At 65.5% G+C, this 14,982-nt stretch carries 14 protein-coding genes; 7 read left to right on the forward strand and 7 right to left on the reverse strand.

The features are described 5' to 3' along the window. From ACYF6T_RS38050 to ACYF6T_RS38065, 4 genes are all read right to left on the reverse strand, one after another. Positions 1–871, reverse strand: an 871-nt coding sequence (locus ACYF6T_RS38050) for a type II secretion system F family protein (RefSeq protein WP_461702448.1), incomplete at its 3' end; no start/stop codon positions are given. Between the two features lie 34 nt (positions 872–905). Beyond that, positions 906–2,213: a CpaF family protein gene (locus tag ACYF6T_RS38055; RefSeq protein WP_461702399.1), complete on the reverse strand. Its 1,308-nt coding sequence runs from the start codon at positions 2,211–2,213 to the stop codon at positions 906–908. Continuing rightward, positions 2,210–3,058, reverse strand: coding sequence for a hypothetical protein (locus ACYF6T_RS38060; protein WP_461702401.1), 849 nt, complete (start codon positions 3,056–3,058; stop codon positions 2,210–2,212). Before ACYF6T_RS38060 ends, ACYF6T_RS38055 begins: the two co-directional genes overlap by 4 nt. A gap of 17 nt (positions 3,059–3,075) precedes the next feature. Next, positions 3,076–3,783, reverse strand: coding sequence for a hypothetical protein (locus ACYF6T_RS38065; protein ID WP_461702402.1), 708 nt, complete (start codon positions 3,781–3,783; stop codon positions 3,076–3,078). 443 nt (positions 3,784–4,226) lie between these two features. Between ACYF6T_RS38065 and ACYF6T_RS38070 the strand changes: the two genes are divergently transcribed. The 7 genes from ACYF6T_RS38070 (at position 4,227) to ACYF6T_RS38100 (ending at position 10,689) form a co-directional block, all read left to right on the forward strand. Beyond that, positions 4,227–4,955: a hypothetical protein gene (locus ACYF6T_RS38070; RefSeq protein WP_461702403.1), complete on the forward strand. Its 729-nt coding sequence runs from the start codon at positions 4,227–4,229 to the stop codon at positions 4,953–4,955. 672 nt (positions 4,956–5,627) lie between these two features. Then, positions 5,628–6,275 carry a hypothetical protein gene (locus tag ACYF6T_RS38075; protein ID WP_461702404.1) on the forward strand — a complete coding sequence of 216 codons (648 nt, stop codon included), beginning with the start codon at positions 5,628–5,630 and terminating at the stop codon, positions 6,273–6,275. Between the two features lie 29 nt (positions 6,276–6,304). Beyond that, positions 6,305–7,303, forward strand: a complete 999-nt coding sequence (locus ACYF6T_RS38080; protein WP_461702450.1) for a hypothetical protein — start codon at positions 6,305–6,307, stop codon at positions 7,301–7,303. A gap of 59 nt (positions 7,304–7,362) precedes the next feature. Further along, complete coding sequence (locus ACYF6T_RS38085; RefSeq protein ID WP_461702405.1) at positions 7,363–7,665, forward strand: hypothetical protein; 303 nt, start codon at positions 7,363–7,365, stop codon at positions 7,663–7,665. 1 nt (position 7,666) lies between these two features. Beyond that, on the forward strand, positions 7,667–8,884 hold the full coding sequence (locus ACYF6T_RS38090) for an enoyl-CoA hydratase/isomerase family protein (RefSeq protein ID WP_461702406.1): 1,218 nt from the start codon (positions 7,667–7,669) through the stop codon (positions 8,882–8,884). 47 nt (positions 8,885–8,931) lie between these two features. Then, positions 8,932–9,906: a hypothetical protein gene (locus ACYF6T_RS38095; protein WP_461702408.1), complete on the forward strand. Its 975-nt coding sequence runs from the start codon at positions 8,932–8,934 to the stop codon at positions 9,904–9,906. Positions 9,907–9,945: 39 nt separating this feature from the next. Continuing rightward, positions 9,946–10,689 carry a hypothetical protein gene (locus ACYF6T_RS38100; protein ID WP_461702409.1) on the forward strand — a complete coding sequence of 248 codons (744 nt, stop codon included), beginning with the start codon at positions 9,946–9,948 and terminating at the stop codon, positions 10,687–10,689. A 1,237-nt stretch (positions 10,690–11,926) separates the two neighbouring features. On the opposite strand, the gene ACYF6T_RS38105 is transcribed toward ACYF6T_RS38100, so the two are convergent. From ACYF6T_RS38105 to ACYF6T_RS38115, 3 genes are all read right to left on the reverse strand, one after another. Then, positions 11,927–12,466: a Uma2 family endonuclease gene (locus ACYF6T_RS38105; protein WP_461702411.1), complete on the reverse strand. Its 540-nt coding sequence runs from the start codon at positions 12,464–12,466 to the stop codon at positions 11,927–11,929. A 565-nt stretch (positions 12,467–13,031) separates the two neighbouring features. Beyond that, positions 13,032–13,271: a hypothetical protein gene (locus ACYF6T_RS38110; protein WP_461702412.1), complete on the reverse strand. Its 240-nt coding sequence runs from the start codon at positions 13,269–13,271 to the stop codon at positions 13,032–13,034. Then, positions 13,268–14,419, reverse strand: a complete 1,152-nt coding sequence (locus ACYF6T_RS38115) for a hypothetical protein (RefSeq protein ID WP_461702414.1) — start codon at positions 14,417–14,419, stop codon at positions 13,268–13,270. Before ACYF6T_RS38115 ends, ACYF6T_RS38110 begins: the two co-directional genes overlap by 4 nt. Between the last annotated feature and the right edge of the window lie 563 nt (positions 14,420–14,982).

The following is a 14,982-nucleotide window of genomic DNA, read 5'->3' on the forward strand; positions in this document are numbered from 1 at the left end:
CCGACTCGTCCTTGACCAGGAAGCGTTCGGGCGTCTCGATGGTGGACAGCTTGCGCAGCCACCAGAAGCCGAGCGCGAACAGGCCGCAGACGCAGGCGAGTACGAGCTGACCGAGCGCGGTGCCGTAGGGCGCCACGAAGTCCCGGTTGAAGATGGACAGCCCGAGCACGAACGCGATCGAGACGGCGACCACGATCTGCACCGACCGCCGGGTGGAGGCGCGTTGGGCCATCACGCGCTGGCGCATGTCCACTTCCTCACGCGCCGACTTGGCCAGCGCGCCCAGCACCTGCCGCAGACCGGGGCCGCGCAGGCGGGCGTTGAGGATGAGCGCGGCGACGATGATGTCGGCGGACGCGTCGTTGATCTCGTCGCCGAGCTGCTGGAGCGCGTCCGGGAGCGGGGTGCGGGCCCGCAACCGGTCGACGAGCGCGTCGAGATGGGGGCGCAGGACCGGGGCGGACGCGCGGGCGGAGGCCGGAATCGCCTGCTCCAGGCCGACCGCGCCCGCGATGGTGTCGCGCAGGGACTCCGTCCAGGAGGCGAGGGCCTCCACGCGGCGCATGGCGGCGCGTTCCTCCGCGGCGCCGCCGAAGAGGCGGTCCCAGAAGAAGACGAGGACGCCGGCGGCGATGCCGGCCACCGCCCAGCGGGTCAGCAGCAGCACGACCAGGCCGACGATGGCGGCGAGCGAACCGCGCTGCCCGGCGAACCGGACGAGCTCGCTCGCCCGTTCGGCGGCCTTCTGCTTCTCGTGGTCGGGCTTGGCGGGCAGTCCGCGTACGGCGATCATCAGCAGCGCGAGTCCGCCGCCGACGGCGACACCGCAGCCGATCGAGTACAGGACGGTCGTGGAGAACAGGCCGCCCATCGAACCGAGCGAGCCGAGAGCCTCGTACGTCATGTCACCCCCACGTTCCCGTGGGCCGGTAGCCCTGGGCGATCAGGTCCTCCAGGCAGGAGATGGGCGCGTGCGGGACGACCCGGCCGTCGGGGGCCTCGGCGAACACCTCGCTGGACAGCACGCGGCCGTCGACGCCGTTGACCTCGCGGACCGAGGTGACCATGCGCTGCAGGCGGCCGCCCGTCTGGTAGTTGTTGCGCCGCTGGATGAAGACGACGAAGTTCACCGCGCCCGCGATGAGCATCTGGCTGGCCTCGATGGGCAGTCGCTCGGAGGCCTGCAGGGCGTAGGTGGAGATACGGTTGAACACCTCGCTGGAGCTGTTCGCGTGGATCGTGGACAGGGAACCGTCGTTGCCCTGCGACATCGCGTTGAGCATGGTGACGATCTCGTCGCCGAGGACCTCGCCGACGATGACGCGGGAGGGGTTCATACGCAGCGAGCGGCGCACCAACTCGGCCATGGTGATGGCGCCTTGGCCCTCGGAGTTGGGCAACCGCTCCTCGAACGCGACCACGTTGGGGTGCAGGTCGGGGAAGGTGTCGAGGCCGAGCTCCAGCGCCCGCTCCACGGTGATCAGGCGCTCGTGCGGCGGGATCTCGTTGGCGAGGGCCCGCAGCAGCGTGGTCTTGCCGGCGTTGGTGGCGCCCGCGATCATGATGTTCTTGCGGGCCCGCACCGCACAGGCGAGGAAGTGGGCGACCTCGGGGGTCAGGGTGCCGTTGCCGACGAGGTCGGAGATGAAGACCTTGCCCATGCGGGCGCGCCGGATGGAGAGCGCGGGGCGCCGGGCGACGTCCATGACGGCCGACAGACGCGAGCCGTCGGGCAGTCGCAGGTCGAGCTGGGGGTTGGCGGAGTCGAAGGGCCGGGACGACAGACCCGAGTAGGCGCCGAGCACCTGGATCAGCTCGATGAGCTCCTCGTCGGTCTCCGCGACGGGCTCCCCCTTGACCTCCCGTCCGTCGGCGTATCCGACGAAGACCTGGTCGCACCCGTTGATGTCGATGTTCTCGACCTCGGGGTTGTCGAGCAGCGGCTGCAGCCGGCCGACGCCGAAGAGGGCCGCGTGCACGGCGGCGGCGTACTGCTCCTCGGTCTCGGCGTCCAGCGGAGTGCGGCCGGCGTTGATCTCCGTCCGGGCGTACTCCTCCAGGATCTGGGCTATGACCGCGCGCGCGTACTGCCGTTCGTCCTCGTTGGACATCGGCGTGACGTTGTTCGCCTGGTCCAGACGGCGCTGTTCGGCGATACGGTCACCGGCCTCCTGCCGGAACCGCTTGACCAGTTGGTGGTCGACAGCGGTCATCCCGCGGCCCCCGCATGCCCGTTGACCTGACCGTGGGCGGGTACGGCCCAGGCGGCGCCGTACTGCTGGTAGAGGTCCGCGGTGACCTTGCGGGCCGAGCGGATGAGCAGCGACTTGTCCAGGCGCCCGCGCTTGCGGCCGGCCAACTGGTCGGCTCCGGCGGGGTCGTCGGCGATGGTGCCGACGACGCGGGCTCCGGTCTGGGCGTGTACGAGCATGTCGTTGACCTGGCCCGCGAGCTTGCCGGCGCTGCCGGGGTCGGCGACGAGGATGACGCCGATCAGCGGGGTGGCGAGGCTGGCGGCGCCGCGCGGGCCGCCGTGCAGCTTGTTGGAGAGCGCGGCGGCGCGGTCGCGGACGCGGGCGATGGCCTCGGGCTCGGTACGGGAGACGAGCAGGACCAAGGCGGCGTGCGGGAACAGCTCCGCGGCCGGGGTGTCGCCGCTGATGCGTCCGCAGTCGGCGATGACGTCGGCGGGCGCGTTCGGGGAGTCGGCGAGGCTCGCGAAGGCGCGGCCGAGGGTGGGCCACAGGCCGGCCAGACCGGCGGCCTGCTCGGCGATGCCGAGACCGACGAGGACTTCGAGACCGCCGCTCAACGGCTGGACGTGGTCCCAGAGTTGGTCGGGCACGAGACCGCGGCGGGCGGTGGCCGCGATGGACAGCATGCCGGTGTTGGGGTTGAGCGGGCCGCCGTGCGCCGCGGCGCTGCGGTAGACCAGGTCGCCGCCGGCCGGGTCGGTCTCGGCCAGCAGAACACGACGCGGCCAGACCGCGGCGAGGGCGACGGCCGCGGTGGTGACGCCGGGGGAACCCTTGTCGGCGGCGAGGGCGATGAGAGCCATGTCTCTTGAGCCGCCTTCTACTTGCTGGAGACGAGCACGAGAGCGACCTCGCCGTTGGAAGCGGCCTGGGCGAGTTCGGCGGCCTTGTCGCTGTCGACGCTCACCGTGATCGCCTTGTTGGTGCTGCTGACGAGGTCGTCGCCCGCCTTGGGCACCTGGGTGACCGTGGCGCGGTCGACGATCAGCGAGTTGCTGGAGGAGGACGAGGACGAGTTGGAGCTCGAACCCGTGTCGCTGGTGACGCGGTAGGCCGCGACGATGTCCCCGGTGTCGATGTTGGTCGGGTACTGGCCGGCCTTGAGGGAGAGACCGACGAGGGCCTTGCCCTCGCCGACGCCGGCCTGGTCGCCGAACATCTCGCCGACGGCGACGGCGCCGGCGGGGATGGTGTTGAGGGCCTTCAGCCTCTTCAGCGCGCTGAGCTGCGACCACTCGACGTAGTGGATGCTGCTGTCCCTGGCGACCATGACGGAGGTCACGTTGCTGCTGGTGACCGACCCGCCCGCGGGGATCTCCTGGGTCACCTTGACGACCTCGACGCGGTCGCCGACCTGGAGGACGAGCATGGTCGCGCCGAGGGCGCCCAGCAGGATCAGCAGTACGGCCAGCGCGGCCAACGCGGGTTTGCGCTCGCGAGGCGGAGTGGGAAGCCGGTCGCCGACCGACGGTTGAGCCGGAGCCGCGGAACGTCCCGCGCCCGCCCCCGTACGCTCTTGGATCTTCACGCAACCGCTCCCCGTACACCCAAGAAATTGCCTACCAATTAGGACACTTCACGCTTCTCGACCGCTGGTTCAGGGTCCGAACCGGCTGAATATCCAGCACAGAAGTGAGTGTCAAGCCATGGCACCGTATCAGCAGCACATAAGCCCCTCAAGGCGCGTCCCGACTCCCGGACCGCATCGCGCCCACTGTTATCCACTCGCAACTTGACGTGCGGATATCCCAGTTGCGCGGGCTCTCGGACGGCTCCGTCACCTGTGCGCCAGCGAATCCACCGCCGCACCGACAACCCGCCCCAACCGGGACGAGCCGCACGACTCGCCCATCATGCCTGCACGAATCGCTCACGAGACTGTCGAGGCACCGTGACATGATCTCTGCTCGCCGCGCAGCGGTCGCGTACGCCCCCCACGACGTACGCCCTCACTACGCCGGAAGGTCTCCCATGAAGCGCGCAGCACTGGCTGCCACCGCCTCCGCCCTGTCCCTGACCGCCGTACTGACGGGCTGCTCCGGCAGCGACTCGCCAGACGCGAAGCCGACGGGGTCGGGGCCGGGGTTCACTACGGCGGCGGAGAAGCGGGTGAGCCCGGCGCAGCGGTTGGCGCAGCTGGTGATCACGGACGCGGACGCGTCCGGCAAGACCGTGAAGAAGCTGAGCACGGAGTACCTGCTCGCGACGTCGCAGGACGAGGTCACGCTCGACAAGGCGGTCTGCGCTCCCCTGGCGTACGCGATGAACCAACTCCCCCTCGGTACCACGCAGGCGTCTCTGACGCGTTCGGTGGTGGGCGGTTACGGCTCGGCGATCACATACATCACGCTCGCGTCGTACGACACCCGGACCGCGGCCGAGTCCGCGATGTCCGGCCTGTCGAAGGCGATCGAGTCATGCGGCGGCGGCTTCACGGCCAAGGGAAGCGGCGGCACGAGCACGTACGACTCCGTCACTGCGGAGAAGCCGGTCGCCACGGCCGGCGACGCCTCCCTGGCCTTCCGCTCCACGATGACCTTCCGCGGCGTGCCCCACACCCTGCACACGGAGGCCGTCCGCAGCGGTGACCTGGTCGCCGTCTACTTCGCGGTCAACGGAACGGCGATCGCGGACAGCCGACCGAGCGACGCGAAACTGCCGACGGCGATCGTGAAGGCGCAGAACGCGAAGCTGGCCTGAGCGAGACGAGACGACTTCCCGAACTCGCCCAACGCGGTGAACCCGGCCACACACGCCCCAAGCCCCTCGGTCGGGTGAACGAGGGGACGTCCGAACCCCGACCGGCGCCACCTGCCGCGGTGCGATCGCCTTGGCGTTCGGACGCCTTCCTGCTCCTCCCCGCGCTGTACGGCAACCTGACGGCGTCGTTCGCGAGCGCCTACGTACTGAGCACTGAGCACTGAGCAAAGGGTTCACCTCCGCGCACCGCCCGTGCCTGTCCAGTCCCTCCTGGGCGACCTTCGCCGTGGCCATCACGGCCATCGGCATCACCACCATGGTCGAGGCCGTCACATGGGGCACCGTCAGCGGCTTTCGCCATCCCCGGCAGTACAAGCCCAGGGAGAGCCCAGGGAGAGGGTCGTTTCACATGCGGAAGAGTGAGTGCAGCGCCGCGAGCGAGGACGGTCGCCCCGGAATCCGCCACCCAAGCCGGAGTCGATAGCGAACCGAAACCCCATCACGAACAACACGCACGCATCGGCTCGTTCAGCACACAACCCACACACCGCCGAACCCGGTACGTCCATGATTGCACCGGTTCGCAGGGAACTTCGCTCTGGCGAAACGCGGAACCCCACCGATACCGTTTGTGCCCTTGACGAACTTGAGTCTCACGGGGAGCCCACCACAGTGAAGCGCCGCACTTTGCCCGCTGCCGCCGCGCTGACCGCGACCGCAGCCCTGTTGCTGACGGCATGCGGGGGCGGGGACGACAGCTCGAAGGCCAACGACAAGATCGCTGGGGCTGACTCCGGCGCAACACCGACGGCGTCACCGAGCGACAGCAGTTCGGTCGGCCGCCCCAAGATCACTCTACCGAGTGACCTCACCGACACCTTCGAGGGCTGGAAAACCGGCGACGCGACAAAGGACGCAGTCCTGGCAGATGTCGCTGCGAGAATCGACGCGACCAACTACGCCATCACGCAGGGCGATCCCAACATGCCCGCGCTTACCTTCTACTACAAGGGTGGCGCCTTGGCCGACGCCAAAGACTGGGTCGCGTCCCTGGCAAAGGACGGTTACTCCATCACCGGTGTCAACCGCTATTACAACGCCAAGATCGACGTTTTTGATTCGGCATCGTCGGGAGTCGTTTACTGCGAGGACCAGAGCAAGGCGTTCGCGAAGGATCGCAAGTCGGGCAAGGTACACAAGACCGAAGTGAACGACGACTCATACGTTCTCTATTCCACTCGTGTGGAGAAGACCAAGCAGGGCGTGTGGCAGACGACCAAGCTCACCTCGGAAAGGGGCAGCAAGTCGTGCACGCCGTGACATCTCGCAGCCGGTTCCTCGTGGCAACTCTGCTCGCAGGAGCGGTTGCCCTTGCCCTGCCGGGAACGGCGTCCGCAACCTGGCCACCGTCTGAAGGTACCCAGGGCAACACCAAGCAGACCGGCAGCTCTCGCGCTGGAACCCTGACCTCCCGGGTTACCTTTTCCGGTTCCGTGCGCTCTGGCAGCGGCACTGCCGTCCAGCCTGTCACCAACTGGACCCCACCAGCATGTTGGTACGAGCCTCGCTCGGTCGCGGAGTTCGAGGACTACGTCGAGTCGATGTACAAGGAGACGATCAACGCACCCGGCCAGGCTAACTACGCGAAGGAAGCGGTTGGCCAATTCCGGAACATGTACAAAGACGGCGACTACAAGGACTACAACAAGAAGGACGCCGACAAGGGGAACTGGTGGGTCGCCGTTCAGAATCCCGACCGTGAGGACGACCCCGCCAGCTGGGAATGCGACAAGTTGCCATTTTGGGTGGAGAACAACGCCGACCCCGGCGTCGACCAGGCTGTCACGCCTAAGGTCCTGGCCGAAGCCGCCTACAATGCGATTCAGTTGCCCAGCACCAAGGTCACTCTCGCGCCGACAAACACCACCAAGGTAAACCTCCCCACTTGGGCCTGGCTCGACAAGGCCAAGTTCAAGGAGGTTTCCGTCACCGCAGCTCTCGACGTCGCGGGTCTCAATATCCAGGCCACCACGGTCGCAAAGCCGGTCTCTTTGAAGCTGGAGCCAGGCACGAGCGACTCCGACACCTATCCGGCCTCCGGGGTGTGCACTCTTAACGCCGATGACTCGATCGGTGAGCCTTACGCCGACGGGAAGGCCGACGAGACTCCTCCCTGCGGCATCAAGTACCTCCGATCTTCGGACAACGGCACCTTCAAACTACGAGCCACCATCACCTGGCGGATCAGCTGGACGGGCACCGGCGGCGCCGGCGGAGACCTGCCGGATGGGACTTTCGGCACTACCCAGGACGTCACCGTCCAGGAGATCCAAGCCGTCAACCGCTGACCAGCCCAAGGGGCCCGCCGAAACCGGGCCGCCCACGGCGCGTAGAACCGGAACCGGACATGAGCGACCTCCACCTCGAAGACACCGTCTTCCAGGACCTGAAGAAGACCTTCTCCTCCATAAGTGACCGTATGGAGACCGCCCGCCGCACTCTCAAGGGCACGGACGCCTCAGCCGTCGGCGAGGGCAAACTCGTCGACGACGTCCACGACTTCGCCGACGACTGGGCCTACGGCATCAAGCAGCTCGGCAAGCACACCCACGGCGCCGTGAAGATGATCAACAAGATCGGGGAGAGCTTCGGCAAGCTCGACCTGGACCTGGCCCAGTCCCTGAAGGCCCCGAAGAAGAAGGACAAGTGACGTGGCAGGGCAACGGCCCGCTTTCCCTCACATAGGCTGGGACCCCACCCCGGGAAGCGTCGAGGAGACCCGGGAACTCGCCAAGCAGATCGGCAAGTTGGCGGGCGAGCTCGGCACGGCGCTGAGCGAGCTGGAGCGCATCGAGTGCGGCGCCTGGAAGGGCAAGACCGCGGTCGCCTTCAGCGAGTACATAGGCAAGGACGTCACTCCCCTCATACGCAAGAGTCACGACTCCTTCGACAAGGCATCCCGCGCCCTGCACCGCTGGGCCGGCGAACTCCAGCACTTCCAGGAACGCGCCGACAGGCTGGAGAAGTCCGCGGGCGACAAGCTCGACGCCAAGGCCAAGGCAGAGGGCAAGGCCAACGGCAAGGGCAGCGACGAACTGGCCAAGGCGTCCAGCGCGGTGGACGGCGTCATCCAGCAGGTCCACGACCTGGAAGACGAATACCGCCAGGCTGCCCGCCAGATCAGCAAAGAACTCGACAAGGCCGGCGACATCGCCCCCGACGAGCCCGGCTTCTGGGACAAGCTCGGCAAGAGCATCGAGAACGCCTGGGACGCCACCGGCGACTGGCTGCAAGAACACGCCGACCTGATCAAGATGATCGGCGACGTGCTCAGCGACATCACTGCGGTGCTGGGCATGCTGGCCATCGTCACGCTTCCGTTTCCCCCTCTCGCGGCCATTTTCGGCACAGCCGCTCTCATCGGCAGCGGGCTGACTCTGGCCACTCATGGTCTGGCCAAGGCTGCCGGTGCGGACGTGAGCTGGATGACGGTCGGGCTCGACGCGGTGGGGCTGTTGCCTGGTATCGGGATGTTCGGCAAGGGCGCCAAGGTGGTTGGCCGGACCGAAGCCATCGCCACCGCGGCCAAACTGGGCAAGGGCTTCGAGGCCGCCAAGATTGGAAACGCGCGCGTCTTCCTGTCGTTCGGAAAGGACTCCGCGAACATCGCAGGAGGGCTCGGCAAGGCCGGTCTGATAAAGATCGGGGGGATGTCCGACGACGTCTATCAGGTCGCCCACTCGACCAGCGGTCTCATGTCTCGCATGGGCGGACTCACGGTCCAAGGCTATATCCCGGGCCAGTTGATCGGCTCGAAAGGAGCCAATGCACTCGGCCTGAAGATCAATCCACTCAGCCTGGGCGGCAGAGTCCTCGATGGTGGCCTCAAGATCGCACCCAAGATCTACGGACATTTCGCCGATGAATAGTTCAGGATCGGCCTCGATCAGCTCGCCGCCGGACAGGACACGGCAAGGTGAAGCGCGACGGCGTCGACCGTATCATCACCTTGAAGGAGGCTGAGCCTGATATGAGCGCTGTCTGGCAGCCCGCATCGGACGAGACACTGATTGCTCGCGCCCCGATCACCTTTGCCACGGGCACGGCAACCCGCGTCAAAGGAATGCGATGGTTCCGCGACACCGAACGCCGAGATATTCAGCGTCAGCTGGCGGGATGGCCTGAGGGGCCGTCATATACTGCTCGATCCGCCGGTGATACTGCAGCACGAAACACCGTTAAAGGTGCTGCGCTCGCTGCAGGTGCACTCCTCATGGGCTTCCTTTCTTCCCACGGAGGCAGCATCAGCGGGACTCCATCCTCAAAATCCGGCACGGAAACCTCATATGACGAGGCAGACGAGGTCGACGACTTCCCGGTAATGTGGGCCGCACCCGGGACCATTGCCCGCACTCTTCCCTGGCAACTGGATCCAGGACGGACGTCGCCTAAGCAATACCGCACGCACGCTGTCATCACCGACCGCAGAGTCCTGATCGTCGGCTTCCCTTACGTCAAAGGACACGACAAAGAAATCAATGACGAAGTCCTTTGGGAAATTCAGCGTTCGAGCATTGCGAGTGTCGAACTTCGCGATTTCAGAATCGGAAACGACGCCAAGTTCATCTTCACCGACGGCTCGTGGTGCAGAGTGAGTAGCGCCAATCGAGAGAGGCTCACCCGATACCTGATCGAGCCTTTGGACTTCATCCCACTGGAGTCTCTGACCCCGGCGCAACGAAGCACTGCAGAGGCCTTCGCGGTAGCGCAGGCCTCAGATGCTCAAGCGCCCCTGGTGAAACGCAATCCATGCGGCTGTCTCCGGATCGAGGTCTTCGCTCCAAGCAATATTCATGCCTTCTTCGGCCACTCCGGCCTGAACACGGTCATGGGTAAAAACGGGAAAGAAGTCAAGCTCATGGACAGCCATAAAGAAGACCTGCTGACCTGACGCTTGCCCGCAAACAACCAGAACGGTCCCCTATTCCAGATGAACCTTGCTGCTGACCCTGCAAACACCCTGCGCATCGATCCCGCCAATGGAAACCTGCCGCCTCTGTGGTTCCTCGTCCCAGAAGGTTTCTTCACTCTTCCTCTTGCCACGACACCAGAAGATCGAACTGAGAGCGCCCGCTCATTCGTGAGGGAGTTGTACTCCAGAGGCGACGAGAGTCTCTGGGAGCCCGCTGCCCCCTACTACGCCGCGATAGCACAGCTCATGGGCGACTCGGGGATTTCCTATGCCGCGATGGGCCTGTTCTCCACAGCGGGGGACGACGAGGCGTCTGATGCCGAAGCGATCAGAAACGAACCGTCCGCCGGCGTCGCACAGTGTGCTCTCACAGTGGCCATTACTTCCACGGATCAGAGCAGCGTGGACACCGATTCCGTCGCCCAGGGCATGCTCGCTGCCCTTTCTGGCGACCCATACAACAACGCCATCTGGCTTGACCTGCCGTGCGGCCCCGCTGTTTCGTGCATCACACTACGCGAGTACTCATTCGGCGCTGATATAGCAGCGAACGGAGAGGATATAAAGCTCCTCACCGGGCAAATACAGGTCTATGTCCCGTTCCCCACAGGGCCATTCATCGCAGTTTTCACGCTCCACACAGCATCGATGGATCATTGGGCCGAGATCTACCGCATGCTGTCAGCCATTCTCCAAACCGTCTCTTTCATGGATCCGCTCGGAGAGCTGCGCGGCGAGGCGCCGGACTCTTCGACCACTTAAGAGTGAACGGGACACGACCGATGATGGCAGACGCCCTCATCCGACAGCAGGGACTCTCCACTCGAACGTGATCGATGCTTTTACTTATCTGCGCACAATCAGCGGTCACTTCGCTCGCATCGGATTTCATCACGCCCTCGATTGCACAAGTTTACAGCTGAGCTTGGTCTAGCGAGAACACGAACCTCTGCGATAACGTTCGCGTCCTCGACGCACTTCAGTCTCACGGGGGTCCACAGCTGTGAAGCGCCGCACTGTGCCCGCTGCCGTCGCGCACGACAGCAACCCAGACATCTGCACCGGCATCACCAGCGAAACCAGGCACGCACCCGCCTACGTTCGGCCTGATCACGCCTGAGGACTGGTACCGCATTCCTGGAGGCCGGCGGCATCCCCTTGTCTGCTTCCTTTTGATCTCCCGCGTGGACGAGAAGTTCGACGGCCTTGATGCGGTCGCCGCGCTGGCCGGGCCCGGGAGACGTCGCCCCCGTGGCATTGCCCGCTGCCGGGCGGGTGGCCCGGCGGCAAGGCCGCGAGCGGACGAGAGAGTCACGGAAGCTGGGCTCCGAGTTCGAGGACACCATCGTCGAGTACTTCGTACCGGTTCCAGGGCGTGACGACGTTCTGATGCTGACGTTCAGCACCCCGCTCGAACCGATCGCGGACGCGCTGGTGGAGCTCTTCCATGCGGTGGCCGGAACTCTGCGCTGGCGACGGGATGAGGAGACGAAGGGAGAGAGTCGGCCAGAGCAAGGAGCAGGGCAATACCCAGAAAGCCGCCGACGACCATGGCCGTAATGACGAGGACCAGACCTGCGCCGAAGGCAACGTTTCCGACCAAAGAGCGCTGAGAACGCTCGCCTTCCAGCTCCTCAGGCCCTGGATCAGAGGCCATGAACTCTCCCGTTCCATGTGAGGTCCGCTTGAGGATGACCGGGAGCCGACCACATCGGTCGTCAAGAGCTCAAGTCCCTGGCGCTGCAGAACAACCGGAATTCGGACCACACCATCGCATGTCACGCCTTGTGCTGTAGACGAAGCGAACGACAGCAAGCTGTGCCCGCTCAGCGCGTGCGGTAAGTACGTCAACGTGCCGACCGAGCACGGGGAGTGGTCGGCCGCCGGGTACAGGTCGCTGCTGCCGGATGCTGGGCGACACTGGGCGAGACCTCCACTCCGCCATGGGAAGCGGCAGCACGTCGTGCCGGTGTGAAAGGCGGCCGGGCCATCACCAAGGTCACCCTTCACTCGCGTCCCGCGTGGGGAACGTACTGGTGTCGATCTTTACGCGCTCCCCCGTGGCCAGGGTGAAGGTGACCGGCTGACCGTAAGGGATCTCAACGGCCCGGCCGTATCCCGAAGCATGGGGTTCCGACATCAAGGTAACCGCCTTCTTGAAGGGATCGGCGATCATGTAAAAGTCGATCCCGAAGCGCCCGTACTTCCGGACGTTCCGGACGTAGTCCTTCTCGTCGTCCGGCTCGGAAGGGACCTCGACCACGGCCAGCACATCGATGCAGGAGTAGCTGTTCCTCCGTCGCTCGGCGTCGAATCCGACGATCGTGAGGTCAGGCGCGGCATCGTTTTCACCCGGGAAGGTGATGAGTACGTCACCGAAGACCCGCTCCCGCGCGATCCCAGCGGCCTTCACCGCGTCCTTGACGTCGGAGACGGTCCAGTCCTGCTCCGGGCTCTGCGGGGTCATGATCACCCTTCCGTCGAAGACCTCGACCTTGAAGCCCTCAGGGATACCGCCCCGCTCGATCAGGTCACTCATGATGGACACGGAAGCTCACCTCCTGAAGACATCATGGCACCGCCCACCCCGGTCAGCAGCGATCACTCGTTCGGATGATCTACTGGAGCACCGCTGCATCAGGACGATTGGCCCTGGCCTTCCGATATCGCTTGCCTCAGTGGCGCCAGCACCCAGACTGATGATCTCGCCGAGAACCACCGGGCCGAGATCATCGAGCGAGCCACTCCATCGGAGTACCCAAGTCCATGGAGATCGTTTCTCCGGGCCGTCACAACAACGAGCGCAACCGGACCCGCGAGCACCACGAGTACGCCCGGGCAGCAGTGCCCGGACTGCGTCATCGGTGAGTCGATCATCAAGGCGCGATGGCGGCTGGCGGATTCCGTCCCGGGGTCGAGTCGGCGTCGCACAGCCGTCCCCGCGGTGAACTCGACTATCGAGTATCGAGACGATACGTCCCTCACCGCCGAGGCTCTCCGCCAAGTCCGGCAAGGAAGAAAGGGGCGCTCGGGAGTCGGTGGAGGCATCGTGGTGACCAGCAATGAGGCGGGGATCGTCAGCGGGCCGGCCTGTTGAAGGCTGATTAGAGCTCGATGCCACCTTTCTCGAACGCTTCGGCGGCGTATTCGACCAACTCCGGCCGCATGAGCTGACGCAGTTGCGGTGCGTCGTCGACTCCTATGAAACGCCTGTTGACCCAGGCTTCGACGGATCGCTCTCGGCGTCCAGGTTCGAGGGGAATTCGAAACCACCCGTCGGGCAGTATCAGGTGATAGTCCGATGGTGGCGAGGACGGCGGCTCGCGCTCGGAGAGCTCGGTCACGTGGACTCCGGATCGATGGGGCGGTCAAGCCTGCATCGGCTGTTCAAGCGGTGGCTGATCACTGGTACAAGTTCGGCGAGTATGGTCAACGCGGCCAGGGAAGCGGCTGCTTGGGCCAGTGCGTGACCAGAGCCAAACCCGGCCAACGGGATCAGGCTGAAGATCGGGACCACGATCACTTCACCGTCTCCTACGACCGCCGAATGCCAACTCGTCTCCCGACGCGCCTCCTTGGCGTCGATCGGTGCCATCTGTCGCGCGTCGGCCGCCATGAGGTGGCCCGTCCACCAGTGGCTCCCCGGCTGAGAACGCTGCGCCTTCTCGTCGGACACAGGTACGTCAAGCGCTGCGACGAGTCGATTCCAGTTCTGTGGGCCTGACGGCCCGACGAACCACCACTGCCAGGGTAGAAGGGCACGTGCCGCGCCGGCACGGTCCCGGAGTTCCACACCGAGCACCGTTCCCGACGACGGGTCCAGCATCCGCGCGAGGTGGGTCACCCCCTGGGCTGTGTGCCTGGGAAGCCACCGCTCTTCGCCCACGGTGTTCGTCAATACGACATCTCCCGGGAGGACGCGCACTGCTGCCGTGTCGCAGAATCGGCGTGTCGCGCCTGCGCCTGGCTCGGGCGACGGCACGATCACCTCCGCTTCCTCAAGCGACACGTCCTTTCGGCGACGGGACCACAGGAGCAGACGGACGAGGAGATCCGCTCCCGGGAGGAGGAACAGCCCGGTGATCGCCGTCAGCACGGTCCATCCGCTCCCCGCTCCGGCCATGGGCAGCAACAGGAAGAAGGTGAACCAGAGAAGCATGCCGATGCCTCTGACCCAGTTGTGCCAGACCGGGAGATCCTGGTGAATCGCCCGGTCCGGGCGGCCCGGGTTCTCCTTGTTCGTCCGCCCGGACGGCGCTGTCGTTTCGGCCTCACCCCACGGTATACGCAGATGGCTGACGAGTAATCGCATACCGGTGCGCTCCAGACATTCCTCCGGGCTCAGTTCAAGCAATCCGATGAGCCCGGTCTCTGGCAGCCATTCACTCAGCGGAACCCGCAGGATTGGCTGCCCGTCCGATCCCTGGAATTCGACAGCGCCCCACGCATCACCGGGGGACCTGCTCGCACCTGTCTCGGTGTCAGTCGGCACGGTGTGAACTGCACGGACGATTCCGCCATCGCCGATTGAGTACCGGCGCTCGCGTCGGTATCGATCCCTGACGACCAGTTCGCTGCCCCGTCCGTAGACGCGCGCGTACCGCACGATGTCGACGGCGTAAGCCGGTGCTTTCCGAGGCCGCAGAGCGTGCGCCGGAGTGGGGGGTTCGTCGCCGGGTCGATCAGCCATTATCGTCGTCCAAGCGTCCTTGATCCCGGTCGCGCTCCACAGCCCGTCATCGAGCGCGTCCGTGCCGAGAGCTTGTCCATTGGGTTTCCAGATTACTTTCTGTCGGCCAAGTCAATGGCGGAGGCCACCGCAGCCGCCCCTGCCAGGCTACTCCGGCCGAGATCTTTGATGCCCCTGCAGCCACCAACGGTCTCCCACCAACGGCGGCCGAACGGAACCGGTGCCACGCGCCTCGGCGTATCCGCAGCCATGGACGTGCCCGAGAGGCAGAACACCCCATTACCTACGAGTCCGCTACATCGCCAATTGCACGCGTCCCCAGGGAAGTTCGCTCTGGCGAAACGCGGAACCCCACCGATACCGTT

The organism is Streptomyces sp. 7R007 (assembly GCF_054850255.1).